Here is a 21,414-nt window from a genome sequence, read left to right on the forward strand (position 1 = left end):
CCATGTCGGGCAGGTACGAGGCGAACCCGGCGGGGCTGCAGCAGAGCGGCGACGAGATCGGCGGGCTGCCGGCACACGCGCGGAAGATCGGTGACGACTTCATCTCGGATCTGGCGAACTACCGTGGCCTGAACGGTTATTCGGACGAGTTCTACAGCCAGACCCAACCCCGGTACGAGGCGAACAACGAGTCGTGCCTGGCGGCGATCAGAGCGCTCGGGGACGCCTTCCTGGGACTGGAGTCGGCGGTCCTGGGCAACCGCCGCAACATCGTGGGCACTCAGCAGGGCGCCAACGACCTGATCCAGCAGCAGTCCTCGAAACTGGACGGCCTCGAAGGGGGCGAGAAGCGCTAAGTGGAGGAGATCAACTTTCCTCCGGACGTCCGGAAGATGCTCTTCGTCCTACTCGGAGAGCAGCCTCTCCAGGCCAGGGAGAATCTGCTGTGGTCGAGTCGCAACCTCTACCTGGCCTTCCAGAAAGCCCTCATCAGGCTGAGGGAGTCCGCGCGCGAGACCATCGTCAAGGCGCGGGACTCCCTGCCGCCCGAGGTCGCCGAGCAGTACATCCAGGGCCTCACCATGCTGATCGGCGAGGGCTACGGAAACGACCCCGTGCAGCGTCTCATCGACCAGCTCGATGATCTCGCCGACAACCAGACAGACCTCTCCCAGAAGGTCCAGGGTTCCAAATGGGAGATCATCGCCGAGATCATCATGCTGATCGCCGAACTGGCGATCCTGGCTGCCCTGATGGCGTTCACGGGCGGTGCGTCCGTGTCGCAGATGTTCCTGGCCAGGGCCAGGAGCAGGTTCGCGATCCTGATGATCGTCGACCGGCTGCTGCGGATGACCCACCTGATGCCGAGCCTGTCGGAGGCGGTGGAGGAGGCCATCCAGACCCTCGCGGTCCGGCTGGCCCAGATCGCTCTGAACGACGGTGGCCGCAAGCCCGACGGCGTCGACTGGGGCGACGTCGGAAAGGCGGCGGCGTTCGGGGCGCTCACCGGCGCGTTCATGGGTGTGTTCGAGACGTTCTTCAAGCCGTTCAAGAACATCTTCAAGAACCTCATGGACGACGTCCTCACGAAGTTCAAATTCAACCCGGACACGTTGGTGTTCAACGGTCTGAAGAACGGCCCGGGGGAAATCGCCGGCGCCTTCGTGGTCGGGGGTGCGAGCGAGGGGCTCGCCGAATACATCATCAACGGCGCGTTCGAGGGCAACTGGGACTTCAAGTGGGAGACGTTCGTCGGCGGCGGCTCCAGTGCGGTGTTCGAACTCGGCGCGGGGCTCGCGGCCGGGGGCGCGGGGCTGTACACGTACAACAAGTGGTTCGCCGACAACAACGTCTTCAACGACCACGTCAATGATCTGCCCGGTACCAAGGGCCCGTTGGGCAGCGGAGGCGACTTCGGCCCTTCCAAGTCGTCGACGTCCGCCGGTCCTTCGAGTACGACAGCAGGGGGCGGCAACACGTCCCTCTTCACGCCGGGGCCGCTGACTCCGGCACCGTCGACGACGACGTCGAACACTCTTTCCTCCATCACACCGACTCCGACTCCGATTCCTGTGCCTGTGCCGACGCAGAGCGGGCCGCTGAACACGATCGCGGATGTCGCATCGGACCTGTCCACGTCGAACCCGTCCCTCTCGGCACCGCCGCCCGTGACGAATCCGGCGCTCAACTCGCCGTCCCCCACCACGCCGACCGGATCGACAACGCCCTCCTTCGCGCCGCCGCGCACCTCCGACTCCTCGTCCGCCGTAACGGACTACGAGCTCACCGACACGACGACGCCCGACCTCGACATGGACGCCGTACTCAACCCCGACGGGGTGTCCACCACGCCGGGTTCGCAGGACGACGTCCCCCAGACCACGGCACCGAGGGCCCCCGGAGCGGGCGGTACGGGCGGTTCGGCGGACCAGGAGACCGTCCGTGACGGCGGCCGGACCGACGGGGAGCTGACATCCGACTCGGAGACCGTCGCCTCTCCCGCCCCGGTCAGCACGTCGGCGGGCCCCCAGAGCGCGCCGAACAGTCCGGGTGCGCAGGGCTCACCGGGACCGTCGCAGCTGACCGGGCAGTCCGGCCAGCCGGGCCAGTCCGGTCAGGCGAACCGTCCGGACCAGTCGGAGGCATCACCGGACCAGCCGGACGGCTCCGGCAGCACCGGCATGGCGGACGGCGCGGAAAGCCCGGACGTCACCGAGGGCCCGGCAAGCGCCGAGGGCCGTGACGGTGCCTCAGGTTCCGACAGCCCGCGGCGGCTGGACGGCACCTCACCCGGCGCGCACACCCCCGCGCCGCCGCCGGGCGGCCCGGGGACGGTTCCTCCCGGCCTCCGTACCTCCTCCGACAGCCCCGCGCGGCTCGACGCGGAACTCGTCGAGCCGCCGGTCGGTACCGGCACGACCGCCGGACGCGATGTGCCGTCGGCCGCGCAGCCCGGCACCACGGGGCGGCCGACCGCCCCGCGCGGCGCCCAGACACCGGGTGCCCCGCTCACCGGCGAGGCCACCGATCCCACCGTCACTCCCCACGCACAGGACCAGGACGACCAGCCCGGTTCGGCGCCGCAGCCGCCCGCCACGGACGGCACGACCCCACCCGCACCGACCGCCCCCGTCCGCATCCCCACGAACGGCACAGCCTCGCCCACGCCCGACCCGGACCCGGACCTGGGCCTCGACGGCGACCGGGACAGCGGCTACGGATCAGCCGACGACCTCGACGACGTAGACACGCCTGACGGTGGCCCAAGTGTCGTCGGGAATCCCGCCCATGCCGACCGGCCCCTGGCCGACCCCGACCTGCCCGCTCCGCCCGTCGTCGTCGCCACGTCGTCGACGACGGCCACCGACAGCGGCGACACCACCGGCACCGACGGTCCCACGGGGGCGGGGACGGCGGTGGCCTCGGCCACGTCGCCCGTACGCCCGGAGCAGTGGCGCGGCCGGCAGGCGGGGGCGCCCTCGGCTCCCCTGCGAACCGAGCGCTTCGACCCGTCCGCCGACCCCCTGGCTCAGGGGCCGGGCCGTGGAAAGGGGACCCTGGGCGGGCGCGACACCGTCATCCGTGTGTCGATCGAGCGTGTCCAGGCCGATGACGGCCGCTGGGTGCGCAATCTGACGCTGAACCTGCCGGTCAGCTTCGGCGAGGGCTTCTCGGCCGACCAACTGGACGATTACCAGGGCTCGTTGCGTGAGCTGCTCGACACGCTCGTGAACGACGGGCCGGACCCGCTCCCGAAGTCCGGTGACCAGCTCAACCTCGACCTGAACTTCGTCCACGCCCCCGACCACCCCGAGGCCATCAGGCTCAGCAGGGTGGACCGGCCCACCGACTTCGACCAGTTCGAGTTCCAGCTGTACGCCGAGGACCCGGCCCTGGGGCCCGAGGAGAACGACCGGCGCCGACAGGTCAACGCCACGCGGGCGCTGCACGAGTTGCTGCACTACGCGGGTCTCGCGGACCGGTCCCTCGACCCTGCCTTCCTCTTCCGGCGTACCAGGAACGCCGCCGTCGACAGCTCCGGGGTCATGGCCGACCCGGACACGCTGCCGGAGCCCGGCCTGCCGGCGCACTACCTTCGAAGCATCGAGGACGTCACCGACTCCGGCCCGGCGGTCGTCGACCATCCGCTCACCGCGCCGCCGGTGACCACGGTCTCGAAGAACCCCGCCGACCTGCTGGCGCCCGCTCATCTGCGGCCGGCTCATCCGCCCTCGCAGGCCTCCATCGGCCTCAGCGCGACGTCCGAGACCGCCGACGAGATCGAAGAGCTCTGGACCTCGGCTGTCGAGGCCCAGGACGGCGACGCCGACGGGATCCTCACCCTCACAGTCGACGGCGGCAGTGTGACCGCGAGCGATCTGATACCCCTCGTCCTGGAACGGATCGGTGCCGCCGACCGGGCGGACGAGATCACCGTGCCCAAGCCCGGCGCCAGACTCAGGGCCGGGGCCAAGCACAAGGTGCTGCTGTCCTACAACACCGATGGCCGGCGAGGCACCCTGAGCCGGGAGATACGCATCGAGTCGGCCCAGTCCGTGGCCATGGCGTCGGCATCGGCCGCCCAGCCCGGACCGGCCACGACGAGCGGACCCGTGTTCGAGCCCGGCATCACTCCGGCGGCCAACCAGCGGAAGCTGGAGGTGGGCCGGCGGATCGGCGCGGCCCTCAACGCTCTCATCGAGGGCGGCGGGCAGATGAGTGACGTCACGGGCCCCGCCGTGCTCATCGGGGGCGCCCTGGCCACGGTGCGCTTCAACAGTCCGCGCCCCGTCGAGAGGCTGGGGTTCCGGCTCGCCACCGAGGATGTCCAGCAGTACGCGGACGTCGTCAACCAGGCCCTGGCCGAGCACTTCCCGAGCCCGTCCGGCTCCTCGCCGAACGTGCTGCGGGCGGACGCCGGCGACCCCGGCACGCTCAGCGGCACGATCGACGGCGTCGAGGTCACCATCGGCCCCGACGGCGGCCTCCACGACGACCCGACGGAGGTCCGGGGCCATACGGTCCCGTCGGTGCTGGACTCCGCGGTCGACACCGCGTTCGCACTGGCCGTCGGCACGGACCAGCGGCAGCGGGCTTCCGCCCTGTTCGACCTGCTCTGGATGCTGGGAACGCAACCGGGCCTGGACGCAACGCTCGCCGAGGAGCTGGTGAAGCGGCGCGGCGCGCAGTACGCCGCCCGGCCCCCGGTCGGCGGGAAGAGCGAACTGACCGCGCAGTTCAGCCAGGTGCTGGGCGGGCTGACCGGGAGCAAGGCCGCCCGCGCCGCTCTGTCGGCACAGTGGAGGTCCTTCGGCGCCACGCCGCAGGACACCGACCGGCTGCGCGGTGTCCTCGCGGACCTCGCCGATGTCTTCCGGGCCGGGCCGGCTCCGTACCGCGCGCTGATCCTCACCGCCGGCAACTTCACCGGTGACATGTTCGGCGTCGCCACCGCCCTCGCGCTCAACCCGAAGCTCCATCTGGGCGTGCTGACGGGTCCGCGCCACTCCGACCAGCTGGGCCCCTTCATCCGCAGGACCCTCGCGGCCCCGGTGCACGCCCAGTACGCCCGGGCGGTGGCGGAAATCGACGCGGACACCACTCTGTCGCCGGCGGCACACGCGTCGGAGTTGTCCGCACTCGCCGCTCAGCGGGACGCCGACCTGCGTGCTCAGGAGGAGCGCGTCCACGTCCTCCGCACCGACGAACCGCACAGCCTGTACACGAACACCGCCAACGGCTACCAGGCGATCCCCTACACCGAGATGAGCCCCCCGGTGCCTCCGGGGCTGCGCAGCATCCGGCTCCAGAAGACGACGGCGTACGCCACCAGCGAGGTGGCGAACCTGTGGGGCGGCCGGAGTCAGGGACGGGCCCGCATGCGTGCGGCCTGGGGCCTGGACTCCCCGCGCACCGACACCCGTACCGACAAGATGCGGGGCTTCCTCGCGGCCCGTGGTGTGCCCGAGCAGGGCCCTTACGTCGTCCTGTGGTCGCGGCTGAGCAGCCGTCAGGAGGGCGAGGCCCATCCGCAGCACGACACCGGCACGGAGGGGATGCGGCAGATCATCGCCGGGCTGCCGCCCACCACGAAGGTGATCATCGCGGGGGACGCCTCGCGCAACGGTGCTCTGCGGCGGCTCGCCGACAGCCACGACAACGTGCACGACCTCACGGAGTTCTGGAACGACGACGACTGGCGTCAGGCCTTCCCCGACGCGACCCGCGAGGACCAGCTCCAGTTCTTCGACCACCTCGTGGGCGTCGCCGACGGCGACCTCAAGCACCTGGGCTTCCGCAGCGGCAACCTGGAGGCCTTCGCGCTCGTCGGGCACCAGGTCCGCTATCTGGAGGAGAGCGGCAACCGGCAGGCCAAGCGCATGCAGACCTGGCACGCACCGGCCATCGGCTACCAGCGGATCACCCTGAACCAGGTGCCGACTCTCGCCGGGCAGTGGGTGGTCGCCAAGGCCGCGGAGACGGGTAAGGAGACAGCGGTTCCCTGGTGGAGCCACCTGGACCGCAACGACGCCGAGGCGAAGATCCGCGCACAGCACAAGACCGCCGCGCTGGCCGAGTTCAACATCGGGAACGGTCGCGACTGGCGCGGCTTCACCCCGCTGGACCTCCGGGCCATCAGGTCGTACCTCGACTTCGCCGCCGAGGGCACACCGGCCACCCCGGCCACCTCGACCACCCCGGCCGTGCTGGCGTCGCCGCCCGCCGCAGAGGAGACCTCTGCGCCCGCGACGAAAATGACCCCCGAGGTGACAGCCGCGTTCTACCGCGGATACGCGGATCACCTCTTCTCGGACCAGGGCGCCCGGGACTTCGACAGCGTGTATTACGCGTTCCTCGACGAACAGGAGATCCTGGACCAGGACCTGGCCCGTCATCAGAAGCTGTTGCCGCAGATGGCGAAGTTCCATGACCAGTTGCTGGCCGTCGAGGCGGAGCAGGCGGCACGCGCGACGGTGATTCCGCACACCGGTCGTGAGCCCATGCGGCTGTACCGGAAGATGGCGGAGGCCGAGGCCGAGGCCTTCCTGAACGCGAAGGACGCGAAGGCGGGTGTCGCGGATGCCATGGCGTACAACCGCAGCGACGAATACCGGAAGTTCTTCACCACCTCCCTGTCCCACACCGACGTGTTCAGCAACGCGAACGCGGCCTCGGACACCGAAGTGGTCGTGGAGTTCACCCTCCCCTGGAACGGTTACTGGAACTTCGTCGGGAGTCACGGCACCCCGAACCAGCAGGACGGCGCCTACCGTGTCCGGGATTCGGCACTCGTCCACCAGGAACAGCTGCGCACCGGTGCGGCGGCGAACTTCAGGTCCAAGGAGGACGTCGACGCCGTCGTCACCGACCTGACGCACCACAACGTCGGTATCGGCCATGGCAACAGGAAGCAGTTCGCCGCGCTGATCACCGGTATGCGGGTGCTGCCGGCCGACGAGGTGACCCGGGCGGCGCAGGACGCCCGGGAGGCCGCGCGGCTGGAACGCGTGCGGCTCGCACACGAACTGGTCCAGCAGAAACTGGACTTGGCACGTCAGCGGGCCTCGGTGCACGGCGAGCCGTTCGGCGACTACCTGGCGACGCTGGACGAGGTGGCCTGGGTGCCGCCTGCCGACTGGTCGGATCTGCTGGGCCTGAACCTGGATGCGGTGTCGGTGGTCGAGGCTGTCCGGCCGCCGGAGCCGGACGCGTTGGTCGCGGCTCTGCTCGCCCTGCCCACAGGGGAGTTGCCCCGGACCCTGGAGCTGCTGGACCCGGCGCACCGGCGGTGGCTGGCCACGCACGAGCCGTTCGTGAACGGCGTACGGGATTCCTTGTCCACGGCCCAGTTCGCTCAGGTGGCGGCACGGCTGCTGGTCGTGGTGCCGGGTGAGGTGCTGCGGCCGGTGTCGGCACGCCATGAGACGTACGCGCAGACGGCGCGGCTGCTGCGGGACAAGGAGACGACTGCGCGCCTGCTGGAGTCGGGCGCGGTGGTGGCGGTACTGCCGCAGGACGTGCCGTTGACGCGGATGAGTTCGTTCAACCAGCTGCACGAACAGGTGGACGAGCAGTCCGGACGCGACCTCGACAACCTGCGGGGGGCCACGGCCGGCCTGACCGCGGCGGTGCCGGAGGAGAACCTCCTGGGCGAGACCACCGCGGTGGGCACCTCCCCGCACCAGGCAGAGGGCTACTCCACCGCCACCCACGAGATCGCCCACCTGCTGCACCTGGCCGCTCTGACGAGGGCCGACCGCGACCTGATCAAGCAGGTGTACGACGCGAAGAAGGCTCGGGAGGCCGCCTGGAGGAAGGCGGTGAAGGAGGGGCGGGAGCCGGGTCCGCAGGTGATGTGGCCGGATGGTGTCAGCCAGGACCTGCGGGGCCGGGAGGCCGTCAACTACTCGTCCAGGAACGAGTACGAGTTCTTCGCCCAGCTCAGCAACGCCTACCTGGGGACCAACCACGGCACGGACAGGGCGACGGGCCGCCCGCGCAACAACGGTGCCGAATGGGTACAGGCCCATGAGCCGCGACTGCTGCCGCTCATGCGGCGGCTGTACGGGGCCGACCCCCAGGCCGTGCACAGCACACCGGCCAACCCGGTGGCCGCGACAAAAGCGGACAACGCCGTCTACGAGTACTTCCGCGCCTTCATGGACGGAATCGAGGGGGTCCCTGAGCCCGCAGCGGATTCGGAGGTGAGGTCCCGGACGGCAACCGCGTCCTCCGCCCCTTCGGCCGATCCGGATTCGATCACCGGGGTGCACGCGGCTCCGTCGGGCCCGGCCAGGCGGATCACCGCCGATGCGATGGAGGCGTATTTCCGCGCGTACACGGACTTCTTCGAGTCCGACGACGCCGCCGCCGACTTCAACAGCGGCTACTACGTGTTCGCCGACAGCCAGAGTGTGCTGACGGACAGACTCGCGATGCACGAGTCGCTCGCGAACCGTATGCGCGCCTTCCACGACGAACTCGTCCGCATCCGCGACGAACAGGCGACACGACCGACGGTCATCGCGCGCACGGGCGGCGAACCGGCCAAGCTCTACCGCAAGATGTCGGCCGAGGAAGCCGCACAGATCCTCGACGCGAGAACCCCCGCAGCCGGAATCACCGCCGCGATGGCCTACAACCGCAGCGACGAGTACCGGAAGTTCTTCACCACCTCCCTCTCCCACACCCATGTGTTCAGCAACGCGAACGCCGCATCGGGCTCGGACAGCGAAGTGGTCCTGGAGTTCACCCTCCCCTGGAACTCCTACTGGGCGTTCGCCGGGCAGTTCGGTACGCCCAACCAGCAGGCCGGCGCCTACCAGATCCGCGATTCGGCGCTCATCCACCAGGAGCGGTTGCGCACCGGTCCGGGAGCGAATTTCAGGTCCGCCCAGGACGTCGACGCCGTCGTCACCGACCGGACCCACCACAACATCGGCATCGGCCACGGCAACGCGAGGGAATTCGCCTCCCTGGTCACGGCCCGCCGTCAGGTACCCCCCGCCGAAGTGGCACAGGCGGCGGCGGACGCGGCAGATGATGCCCTGCGGGCACGCAGGCCGGGCATCGACGCCCTGATCCAGCAACAGGTGGCGCCTCTACGGCAACGCGAGGCCGAAGCCGCAGCGGTCACTCTGCACCCCGCGCCTCTCTCCGCCCCCGAGCGGACCGACCAGACGTCGGGCATCTGGACCACGCCGCCCTCCGTCTTCGTCCAGAACTACGGTGCGCAGCACGACGGCAACGTCGGCCTGGTCCATGTCGAGCCGCTGCCCGCCGGCGTGGTCGGCGGACTGCACGACCAGGTCCTGACCACGCTGGGCGTTCCCGGGCCCGTGGCCGACGACCACCCCGTACTGGTCCAGCTGCGGGACCGGCTGAGCGCGGAGGAGCTGGCGCGGGAGCTGCCGTATCTGCGCAGCAGCGGTGGCCTGAGCATCACCGTGGTCCACGAGGGCCGGGAGCGCACGGTCGATGTGCGCCTCGCGCTGCGCGATCCGGTGCGCTCGGAGCGGTACGGCTCGAACAGCGTCACGGACCCCGAAGGCCGCGTGGAGCGGCGTGCGCAGGGCACGCAGGAGTCGTCGGGCACAGCCGCGTCGGGGACGATCCGCGCGATACCCGTGCCCTGGTCCGGTTCCTTCCCGCTCGCGGCGGCGGGCCCGGTGCGGGCGATCGACGCCGCGCTGTCCCTGACCCTGACGCACAACCAGTTCTCCTCGTCGACCACCGTCACCAACGTGGTGCAGACGATGACCGCGCAGCGCAGCAACGAGCTGTCGCAGCCCTTCGAGTTCAGCGGGCAGTGGGAGGTGCGGCTGGACTCACCTCCCCTGGCACCACCGCCCGCATCACCGCCCGCATCACCCCGCACACCGCCGGGCGGCTGGAGCCCGCCCCGGTCGCACGGACCGGTCACCATCTGGTTCCCGGAACATCTCGCGGTCGATCACGAGGGTGAACTGCCGGAGCCCGCAGGGCTCGACGACCTGCCGGTGTGGGGCGTGGACACGGTCCGGGAGCCGGGTCGGCTGCTGTCGGAGGTGCGGCAGAGCTTCGGCACCGAGCTGGCCGCACTGTCCGAGTCCTCGGACGCGGAGCTGCGGACGTTTCTGTCCGAACAGGTCCTGCGGGGCACGTTGCCGTTGCAGCGCGGCCGGGGTCTGTTCTCGCCGGTCCTGCTGGACGGCGACGGCAACGCGATCGGGATGCTGAAGCTCACCACCGTCGTGGAGCCGGTGGAGCCGGCCCACCGTTCGCTCGACGGAAAGATCAACCTGGAGGCGCATGTCACCCAGACGGTGAAGGTGGACAGCTCGGCGAAGCTGACCAGCGGCGTCGCCTTCGACGGCAGCGTCGGCCCGGGGTTCACCGGGGACCACGCCCGTGGGCACGCCAGGGCCACATCGGTGGTCTCCGGCAGTTTCGTCGGCAAGGCGGGCGTGAAGCTGCAGACCAACTCCGCGCTCGCCGCGGGCGGTTCCGCCAGCATGACCCATTCCATGCGCAGCAACCGCAGCCATCTCCTCGGCCCGGTCAGGGTGACCCACCAGGTGACCCTGATCCGGGCACGCGGCGGCAGTACGTCCCATGACTTCGGGCCCTGGGACGCGGGCATGCACCTGCGGATCCTCAGCAAGGCCGACGCCGTGGGCCAGGAGCACGCCCCCGGTGAGGGGCTGCGGGAACTGCCCGACGAACTGGAGAACCTGCGGAGCCTGGGCATGTCCGCCGCCCCGCTGGCCGTGACGGGCACCGAACCGCTCTTCGAGCGGGCCGAGGTGTGGCTGCGCGAGCGGGGCTTCCTCCCGCCGACCGGGCCCACGCCCGGCACACTGTTCGACGAGGAGACGGCCAAGGCCCAGCTGATGAACCTGCGGCGGTTCGAGCAGGCCCGGTCCGAGGTGGGGCTGCGGGCGTCGGTCGACGCCATGCTGGACGGCGGCCAGGCACTGTGGTTCGACCGGCCGACGCGGACCGGTGGCACGCGGCGCGTCCAACTGCGGCTGTCCGCCTTCCGGGACACCGGCCCCGGCACCGGCACCCGGCACCGCCGGACGCTGCCCGATGTGCAGAACATGGGCATCTCCTCGTTCAGCATCGGCGGCACCGAGTCGAGCGGCTACTCCTACGGCTGGCAGGCCGGTTTCGGCGGAGGCGTGGCGGGACCGGTCGGGGGCGACCGGCCGTGGTCGCTCGGCGGCAGCGGGGACTACACCTACGCGCGCGGGACCGCCCACACCTCCACGGTCGGCGCCGGGGTCAACCAGGACCAGTTCTTCATCGGCAGCGGACAGGCCGCCGAGGTCTTCGAGGTTCCGGCTCAGCTCGCGCTCGACCTGTACGAAGGGCCGGGCACGGAACCGGCGGTGCGCTTCGCCGACCCCGGGCGTCACCCCGACGACGACGTGTCCGCGTCGGCTCCCACCGACATCGAGCGCCCCGCCGAGCCCGAGCGTCCCGTCGTACGCACCGTCGCCGGACAGCTCACCCTCCTCGTTCCGCACCACCGCACGGTCGAGCCGGGGCAGCCGCGCGAGACGCCGCCCGGCCACAGTGTCCGCCTCGCTGATGCCGACGACCACGCGAGGCTGGCCATGACCGGCCCGGACGGCAACCCGCTGCCCGGTGTCGTCCGGCTGCCCGACGACGCGATCATGGACGTCGTACACGGCTCGGCCGCACTGCTCGACGCGTTCGGACAGGCCGTCACCAACACCTACCCCGGGCACCCCGAACGGGGCCTGCTCGACCAGGCGTGGGACACCGTCGCCGCCTATGTACCCGGCAAGGTGGCCTCGGCCACCGCTCCCGCCAGGGACTGGGCTTCCGAGGCGCTGGCCGGCCCGGACGTCATGGACCAGAGCACACCGCTCACCGAAGCGCTGCGGACCGCGCTCGGTCCCGCCAACCTCGTCGCACGCGCCCACCAGATCTTCAAGGGCGGTTACGTCATCGAGGGCCTGACGCTGCCCGGACTGGGAGCCGACCACGAGTTCTCGGTGGAGCTCCAGGGTTTCCTGCACGACCCGGAGCACCTCCAGAGCGCCAAGCAGTATCTGGAGACGGACGTCGGCGCCACGGACACCGCCACCCAGCAGGTCACCGCGAGCCGGAGCCACGGGGGCGCCGTCGCCGCCATGGCCCAGCAGCGGCCGGTGAAGGTCCCCGCCGGCGCGGCCAAGCCCGAGCCCTCCGCCAGGTTCAACCCCTCAGGCCGATACGGGTTCACCCACCGCACGGACGACACGCACACCCTCGGGTCGAGTACCGGCGTGACACGGACCCCGACCGAGAGCGGCACCCAGCACCGTGTCCGCAGCGGCGCGACCATCCTCATGACCGTCCGCCACGGACGGCGCAACGTGATCGGCAACCCCCTCGGTCTCGGCAGCGCGGAGCCGGTCACCGTGGCCGTCGAGCTGCCGAGCGCGGCCCAGTTCCTGCTCACCGACCCCCAACTGGCCCGCGACGCAGCCTGGTTGGAGGGCATCGAGGGCCTGACCGTGCCCGAACGTCCCGAACCGACGCTGCCCCTGCCGGACCGGTTCGCCCGCACCGGGGAACCGGGCCTGGCCGGTGTCCTGTCCGTCAAGCAGCTCGGCGGCGGGCCCGACGGCCGGGCCGAGCGGCGTGACCGGCTGCGCTCCGAACTCACCGCCCTCGTCGAACGCGAGGCGCCCGGCTCCACCACGCCGGGCCGTGCCTCGTACCTGCCCGGTGTCAGGGCCAGGATCGCCGACATCACCATGCCGACCTCGCTGCGCGCGCTGCCCGGCCGGGGCCCCCACGGCGTACAGCGTTTCCACTTCCGGCATGTGGCCAAGGGCGGCGCCCGGCTCGTCGAGGTCACCCTCCGGGCCAGGCCTGTGCAGGACACCGCCGGGCTGCGCACGGTGCGCGGCAGGCCCGCGGGCGCGGGCACCGGGCAGGAACAGGTGCACATCCACGCCCCGGCGAACACGTCGAGTGCCGTGTCCGAGACCCGCCAGCACTCCGGAACCCTCAACCCCACCACCCGCTACCCGCGCCCCGCCGACGACACCCGCACCGACCGCACCGGACCGGCACTGGCCGTCGCCGGCGTCCGTACGGACACCAGCAAGGTCTCCGCGTCGGCGGAGGACCGCTTCTGGATGCGGACGGACAACGCCGCCGACTTCGACGTCGAGTACGAGTACGTGGCCTCGGTCCGCTCCCAACTCGTCACCGACTGGCCGCTGGACGTCCCCGGCGGCCTCATCGAGGGCGGGGTACTGGCCTGGTACGACTCCGACGCGGCCGGCGGCCTCTCCGACTGGCTGAGCCGGACCCTGCACGGCCGCCCCGCCCGTACGGTGTCCGTGCCCGCGGAGGTCACCCTGCGCTTCACCGGCAGCGAGGCCGCCGACCCGCCGGAGTCCACGACCCCGGTCCCGGCCGCCGTCTCGGACGTCCATCCGTCCCTGGCGCCCCCCGGTGCCGACGGGCGGCGGGTCACCGACGGGCAGCGGCTCGTGCCCACCGGGCCGACCCCGGTGTTCCACTTCAACGGCTACCCGCAACTGGCCCAGGCCCTGCGCACGGTCGCACCCCGGCCGGCGTCCGCGTGGCAGTCGTCGGAAGCCTCCGGCTCCGCCGAGGCGAGCGCCGTACGCATCGGCGAACTCATCCAGGCCGGCCGGATCAGCCTCGACGCGCCCCGCGCGGCCACCGGCCTGACCGACACCCTGCCCGGCACCTACCCCCTGGAGTCCGATCCCGGCACCCCGCCGGCCCTCCGGATCACCCTGCACAACCCCAGGCGCATCACCGACGCCGGAGATGTGACGCTCGACCGGCTGCGCCTGCCCACCACGGCCGCGTCGACCTCGCTGGCGACCGGCACCACCGCCGCCGCCGTCATACAGGCCGCCTACGACGCGGGTGGCGACGGCCGCAACATCGTCGGTGTGGGGGTGGCACTGCTGGCCCAGCAGCCCATCACCCAGGGACAGGGCTCGGCGGGCGCGGCGACCCGCCGGGAGTGGTTCAAGACCGGCGGCAGCGCGGTGCCCGCGGACGGGCGCGGTGTCCGCAGCTACGAGACCATGACCGATGTCGTGATCACGGTGGACGGCCCCGAAGGCACCCGGTACGTGACCGGCAGCGCCGAACTGCGGCTGCCGGAACGGGACGTGCTCGGCTACGGCATCACCGACGCCCGCGCCGATCCGCAGATCTACGACCTGCGGTCGATGCTCGCCGACGAGCCCTCGGCCGATCTGCGGGACTGGACCACGCATCCGCTGACCGACCTGCCCGGGGCCCTGGCCGACCGGCTCGACCCACAGGATCCCGCCGCCCAGATCTGGCTCGCTCCAGGTCCCGATCCCGACGGCTCCCTCCTGGGCCGCGCCCTCTACGCGGCCTCCCGGACCGCCGTCCTCGCGGACCGGCCCGTCGAGCTGGTGCTGCGTACGGACGACGGGCTACGGCATTGGCGGTTCGCCGCCACCGGCGGCCTGACCAGCACCGACGCGGACACCACCGACGCCTGGACGGACCTCGCCGCCCGGATCACCGCGCACGCCGACGCCGCCCGGGCCCAGGCCGACGCGCGTCGGCGGGAGAGCGATCTGCGCGGCCCTCAGGCCGAGAGCCGAGGCGCCCTCACCACCGCCCGGGGCGACCTCGACACCGCCACCACCGCACACACCGACGCCCGGGCCGCACTCGGCGTCGCCGAGACCGAGCTCACCGACGCCGGGGCCGCACTCGCCTCCGCCCGTGCTCAACGGGACCACTGGGAGAGCGAGGGCCGGAAGCTGTCCACCGAGCTCCTCGCCCTGCCCGGCAGGATCTCGGAGGTACAGCAGCGGGAGTCGGCCGCTTCCGGCGAGGCACGGGCCGCAGGCGCCTTCCTGGAGCACATCGACCGTCAGGAGACAGGCACCGTCCCCGAGGCGCGGGCCCGCGAAGCACGGGAGCGCGCCCGGAAGGCCGATGAGCGGCTCGCCCGCGTCCAAGGTGAGCTGAGCGGCCTGCGCGCAGACCAGGTACGCGTCCAGGGCGAACTCAACACCGCCCGGGGCAGGGCCAGGACGGCCGCCGACCTGCTGCCGGGCCTCGAACGGACAGTGGCGGACGCGACCTCGGAGGCGGCCGGGGCGAAGACCCGCCTGGACACGGCCGCCGAGAAGCTCACCACGGCGACCGGGGACCACGATGCCGTGCGGGACCGGCTGCGCTCACTCAACCGGGACATCGTCCTCGCCCTCAAGGACCAGGCCGACCTGGCCGCCGTCCAGGCCGACGCCGAGCGGCAGTTGCCGCACCTCGCCGACACTCTCGGCGCGGCACGCCAGGCCTCGGGCGAGGGACTGGTGAGCGTCCCCCTCTCCTCCCTGGCCTCCACCCCGGCCCGGCGGCCCGGCCCGCTGCCGGCACCCCGGCCCGGCGCGCCGGAGCCGACGCGGTCCGGGACGATCCCTGCGCCTCCGGTCCCGCCCGTGAAGCCGCCCGCTCCTCCGACGGTGACCGGGAAGCCGCCCGCGCCACCGACCACTCCCCCACCGCCCCCATCACTCCCACCGCCCTCGCACGGGCAGTCACCCGGTGCGTCCTCGTCGGCGGCCGGGCCCTCGCCGAAGGCACGGAGCGGCAAACCGTCCTCCGGGCAGACCCCGGCCGGCGGCAGCCTGTTGCCCCCGGCCGGGGGTCGGCCCATCCGTACCGTGGCCAACGGCGAATGCCTGCTGTACGCGTTCCTCGCCAGTGATCCGCGGTACGTCCGCAGCCGCCTGCCCGGCCTGGCCGGCAACCGCCCCGGGGCCTTCCAGTGGCTGGCGGACACCGGCGGTGTGCGGAGCGACCTCCGGCGACGAGCGGAGGCGTACTCCCACAACGGCACCCTGCGTCCGCATCCCCAGGCGGATCCCGTGATCGCGGCCATGCGGGAGTCCGTCCTGGACTATCTGGTCGGCGCGACGGGCAGCGGGCAGTTGCCGCACGAGATCATCGGTCAGCTCCGGCTGTCCACGACGCAGGAGTTCAGCGCCGGACTGCGGAAGACGAGCACGGCACAGTTGGTCGCGCTCGCCCGGTGGCACGGCATCGACGATCCCGCCGGACTGGACAGCCTCTCGGACGACGAACTGCGCGAGCGGCTGGAGTTCGCATACGCGACCAGCCCCGCCCAGCTCACCACCGATGAACTGGCCGGTCTTCTGAACGCGGTGCAGAACTGGGCACAGAGCTGGGAGTCGGCGTACGGAGAGGTCTTCCCGGCGCTCACCGCCCATGCCTTCGGGGTCCGGATCGACGTGGCACGAACCCTCGCGCCAGGGCAGCGCCGCGTGGTCAGCAGTCTCGGGCCGCAGGACGGAGCCACTGCCGGGAACGTGGAGATCTTCTACAACGGCGTCAACCACTACGACGGCAGCGACGCGTCGGCCGACGGCACGGGAGCGCATGCCGACGACGCCGACCCCCTGTTGTCCGCGCTGCGCCACGCGGCGCCCGCCGCGCTCGCGGACTCGGGGATCGACACGGTGGGCGACCTCCGAGAACGGCTGATCCGTGGTGTCGATGACGGCGAGGTGCCCGCCGTGATGGTGCCGCGGCCGGCCGAAGGCCAGCGCCTTTCCGTTACGCGGCTCGAGGAACTCGGTGTGCTGCTCGACAACTCCCAGCGCACCCAGGGAATCCTGCTCGGCGGTGACCTGCCCCTCAGTGATCTGACGCCGGTTCAGCGTCTCCGAGTGCTGCTCGGCGACCCCACCTACACGGACGCGGAGACACGGATGTCGGCGCTCCTGGCGATCTCCGTTCATCTGCTCGGCGCGAAGGTGGACGTGGTGGATTCGGACGCAGAGGTGACGCTCTAGGTAATGTTGACCCTCCCCCCGAACGTTTGTGTCACACGCGTTCAGGTCACCGGGAGGGACCTGCGGTCGGATGTCTGCGCGGCAGGCAGTCGACCGACGAGTTGTGTGACGAACGGTTCGAAGGGTGGTAAGCGTCTTGTCTTCCGGAGCACATGCCATGGCGACCGGCGCGCTGGAGCGTGCCGCGATGGCCTCGGCCGACGGGAGCCGAACGTGAGCCGCTGGAGCGGCGCCCTCGGCCGGCGCCGCGGTGGCCGGCCGGCGGCGGACACGGGACGGGCGGCGCCCCCCGGCGTCGGGGTGGGCGAGCCCGCCGAGCGGGTCCTCCTTGAGGACCACGACGGCCTGTTCCTCCTGCGCCCGTCCTCGGACGAGACCCTGGACCCGACCGATGTCGCCGACCTGGCCCGCACGCTGCACCCGGGGAGCGGCACCGTCACGATCGTCGCCACCGTCCCGGGCGGTGCGGCGGGGGCGCTGTGGCCTCGGCTGAGCGAGTTGCTCGACACCCTGTGCGCGGAGGACACCCGGTCCGTACGCCTGGTGATGGCCGGTGCCGGGGACGACCGCCCGGAGCGGCCCGCCCTGGCCCGTCGTATCGCGGACGCCTGGGAACTGGTGGTCGAGGCCCCCGACGGGCACGTACTGGTGGTGCCGGGCGGCTCGGTGTTCGTACCTCCCGGTGACGGTGGCTGGTGGCGGTTCGCGCCCGGAGAGCAACCGGAACTGCTCGGTCCGCGCACCCCTGCCCCCGACTGGCAGTCGGGGGTGCATCGGGTGCCCGCCCGGATGACGGACGGGTGTGTGGTGGACCGGATCCCGGCGGGTCTGCTGATCCGTCCGGCCGAGGCGACCGCGTCCCGGCCCGGGGACGTTTTCCACGCCATACCGGTCGACCAGCAGCGTCCCGCCGTGGTCGTCGGCGTGCCGTGGGGCGAGGACGTCGCCGCGTCCGAGGTCGCCGAACTCCTCATCACCCTGCCGGCCGAGGTGCGGTCCCGGGTCCGGCTCGCCCCGGGCGGGCGGCGTGATGTGCTGCGGCTCGGCCAGTCGGTTGCCTGGATGCTGAAGGCAGAGGTCGAGGTCACCACAGGGCTGCCGTTGTTCGCCACCGAAAGTCCGCTGGGTTCGTACGGTGTCCGTTCGGTGCTGGTCGGCGCGGACGGGACGCCGGTGTGGGTGCCGTTCGTGGACTCCGTGCTGTGTCCGCCCTCCGGGGACGCCGACAACCCTCCGCCGCCCCGGCTGCTCCACTGGGCACCGCCCCTGGAGGAGCTGGAGAAGATCGGGGGTGCCGAGGAGGGTGTGGTCCTGCTCTCCGACCGGTGGCAGGCCACGGCGACCCGGGCCGGACTGTGGGTGGGCTCCCGTGACGGCGCCCCGCCGCCGAACAGTGTGCACCCGGTGAGCGGCGACGGTCCGGTCATCGAGATCGGCCGTCCGGGCGAGCGCCTCGACTCCTCGCTGTGGCCGGTCCTGTCCCGCCTCCTCGAAACCCTCGCCCCCGCCCTGCGCGAGCGCGCGGCCCTCCAGGTGCACGCCACCCCGCTCGACGGCGGCCGGGCGCTGCGTACCCTGGCGGCCGAACAGGGCCTGCGCGTCATCCGTTTCGCCAAGCCCCAGGCACCGCGTCCGATGCCGCGGAGCGGCTCGCCGGTGCGACCGCAGGCAACTCCGGCGCCCCCAGCCCCCGTCCCAGCTCCCGCCCCGGGCCCTCGTCCGGTGACGGCCGGTGGGCCTCCGCCTGCGGCACGCCCCGACTCACAGCAGGGCGGCGAACACGGCCCCCAGGCCGCCACGGCAACGGGCGCGACCAGCCCTCCGGTCACGCCGACGCCACACCGCACACCTGCCACCGGGAGCGACGGACCTGCCTCCCGGCCGGAACACCGGCCCACCACGCCACCCCCCGCCCACCCGGACCCGGAACAGGGCGAGCCCGGCGGCCCTGACCGCACGACAGGAGCGGCCTCAGACCCGGGCAGCCCATCTACCGCGCCGACACCACGCCAGGCACCTGCCACCGGGAACGACGGCCCTGGTCCCCGACCGGACCAGGAGCCCTCGTCGCCGCCCACCGGCCACCCCCCGACAGCCACCACGACAACGGACCCGGCCGCCCCTACGACCACGCCGACACCGCGCCGAGCACCTGCCACCAGCGGCGACGAACCTGCTTCCCGACCGGAACCCGAAGCACCAGCACCAGCACCAGCACCAGCACCAGCACCAGCCACCCTCCGCCCGGAGCCGAACCCGGTCGAGCCCGCCCGCCCGGGCCGTACGACGGGTGGGGCCGCGGCTCCGGAGATGCCTCCGGCCGCGCACCCGCTTCGCCGGGAGGAGGCCGGGTCCTCGGTGAGCGGGTCCCGGCCGGAGCCCGCGCCCCGTGAAGGCGACCGCGGGACAACCGGTCCGCCGCCGAGGACCTCGGCGCCGCCCTCGGCCCCCGAACCCCCGCGCGAGCCCAGCTCGTCCGGGCCCCCACGCCGTCCGGCGACCGGACTGCCGCTGCCCGCGGTACCGGTGTCGCCACGGCACCAGAGCACGGAGGAGGAACGGCGCTCCTTCCGTGCGCTGGCGGACACCGAGTGGGAGCGGCACAGCGCGGCGGTGAACCGGGCCCTGGCCGGGATGCCGACGTTGCGCGGGGCCGCCCAGGAGGCGGCCCGTGCCGATTTGATCGCCGTGCGAATGTACCTCCGGAACGGCGAAGGACCCCTGAACCACCGGGAGTTGACCCGGTCACTGAGGGACGGGGAGAGCCGGCTGCTGCCGTACGCCGCCTGCCTCGCATCCGGACTCGGACGGCTGCCGTCGTACCGGGGCGCGGTACTGTGCGGCCCCGGCGGCACACCGGACCACGGGGAGCTGCGGCCGGGCACGGTACTGCGGGACCCGGCACCGCTGAGCGGCCTGCCGCTGGACCCGGCCGGGAAGAACCGGGCGGCGGGCGTGGGTTACGCGATCTGGTCGATCACCGGGCGCCGGGTGCGCCAACTGCTGGACTCCGGCGAGGAGATCGTCTTCACCCCCGGTACCCCTTTCAGGGTCCTCGACGTACGGACCGAGGGCACCACCCCCTTGGTCCTGCTCCGGCAGCTCCCCGACCTGAACATGACGTCCGGAGTACTGGAGGACGCCGACCACACAGCCCTGGAACGGCTTCAGCACGCCCTGACCGACCGCACGTCACCGGGCCCTGGCGAGTGGTCCGAACGATGTTCGGGGCCGATCGGCGAGTACTGAACCCGGGGCGGGACGCCATACACCCGAGCACGTCAACTACCCGATAGCAAAACCCGGTTACCCCGGCCGACCACACCTCCGAGGTCAGGTCGGGGACTACTGGGACCAGATGGATGGACGACTTGTCCTGATGAGAGGAACGACTGGATGGGCGCACGAAACGAGGGAGACGGGACGGCACCCGGAACCGCGAACGGATTACCACGTGTACGGGTGGCGGTCGCCCTGTCGGCCTCCGCTGAGCCCCCCGAGGGCGCGCTGACCCCGGGCGGCCGGCCCACCGCACCGGAGCGGCCCACCGCACCGGAGCGAACCACGGCCGCGAACCCGCCCGCGACCCCGGAGCGGTCCACCGCGCCGGAGCAGCCCGCGTCCCCCGCCCCTGCCGTCGCGCAACCGGAGGAACGGGCCGCTACCGCCACGCCCCCGGCGCACTCCCAGGCCCGGGGGGCCGACAGCGAGGCCGCGACCGGTGCGAGCGGTGCGACCGGTGCCGCCTCCTCGGGGGACCCCGAGGGAGCTATGCCCGCCGCCATCGCGGCCGCAGCGGGTGGAACGCCGCCCGAGAACGACGCCCGCACGGCCCACGACGGGCGTCCTAAGAAGCCGATGCTGGCCGCGGCGGCCATCGTCGGGGCCGTACTGATCGCCGTCCCCTTCCTCCTGATGGCAGGCGGAGAGGACGACGGAAAGAAGTCCGACAAGGTCCGGAGCGTGTCCCAGGAGGACAAGTCCGACACGGTTCTGGGCATGGGCACAGCGAGCCGAACGCCGGACGACTACACCACCGAGCGTCCCTCGCCGTCCCCGAGCCCCAAGAAGTCCGAGACCTCGGCGGCCGTCGTGCCCCCGAAGCCGCAGGCCACGCCTTCCACCGCCAGCGAGGGATCGCCGTCGGCCAGGGCTTCCGCGTCCCAGAAGGCGAGCAAACCGAAGGAGACGAAGAAGGCGGACCCGCCCAAGGCACCGGTTTGGACGCAGACGTCCGTCTCCGCTCCCAGCACACTCTCCGTCGGTGAGTCCTGGACCACGAACCGGATCAGGCTGACCCAGCAGGAGGACGGCAACCTGGTCGTCTACAACGAGAACAACAAGCCGCTGTGGGCGAGCATGATGTTCGGCCAGAACCACAGGACCGTCTTCCAGGAGGACGGCAACCTGGTCGTCTACAACAGCAGCCAACCCGTATGGGCTTCCAAGACCCACAATCACCCGGGCGCCAAGCTGCTCCTGCGGCCCGACGGCAAGGTGGTCATCGTGGACAAGGGCACCGTGATCTGGTCCACCTGACCGGCCCCGCGCAACGCTTCACCGA

Annotated in this window: 4 protein-coding genes; all 4 read left to right on the forward strand. The window is 72.0% G+C overall.

The window, feature by feature from the left end; genetic code table 11:
- The first annotated feature begins 2 nt into the window (after nucleotides 1-2).
- The 4 genes from OHN74_RS14490 (at nucleotide 3) to OHN74_RS14505 (ending at nucleotide 21,389) form a co-directional block, all read left to right on the forward strand.
- Complete coding sequence (locus tag OHN74_RS14490; RefSeq protein WP_327694987.1) at nucleotides 3-356, forward strand: hypothetical protein; 354 nt, start codon at nucleotides 3-5, stop codon at nucleotides 354-356.
- On the forward strand, nucleotides 357-16,850 hold the full coding sequence (locus OHN74_RS14495) for a hypothetical protein (RefSeq protein WP_327694988.1): 16,494 nt from the start codon (nucleotides 357-359) through the stop codon (nucleotides 16,848-16,850). It abuts the gene before it with no gap.
- A 213-nt stretch (nucleotides 16,851-17,063) separates the two neighbouring features.
- Entirely contained in the window at nucleotides 17,064-20,099 is a 3,036-nt protein-coding gene (locus OHN74_RS14500; protein WP_327694989.1) for a hypothetical protein, read from the forward strand.
- A 213-nt stretch (nucleotides 20,100-20,312) separates the two neighbouring features.
- Nucleotides 20,313-21,389, forward strand: coding sequence for a mannose-binding protein (locus OHN74_RS14505; protein ID WP_327694990.1), 1,077 nt, complete (start codon nucleotides 20,313-20,315; stop codon nucleotides 21,387-21,389).
- Nucleotides 21,390-21,414: the final 25 nt, after the last annotated feature.

Origin of the sequence: Streptomyces sp. NBC_00459 (genome assembly GCF_036013955.1) — a bacterium.
Lineage (GTDB): Bacteria > Actinomycetota > Actinomycetes > Streptomycetales > Streptomycetaceae > Streptomyces.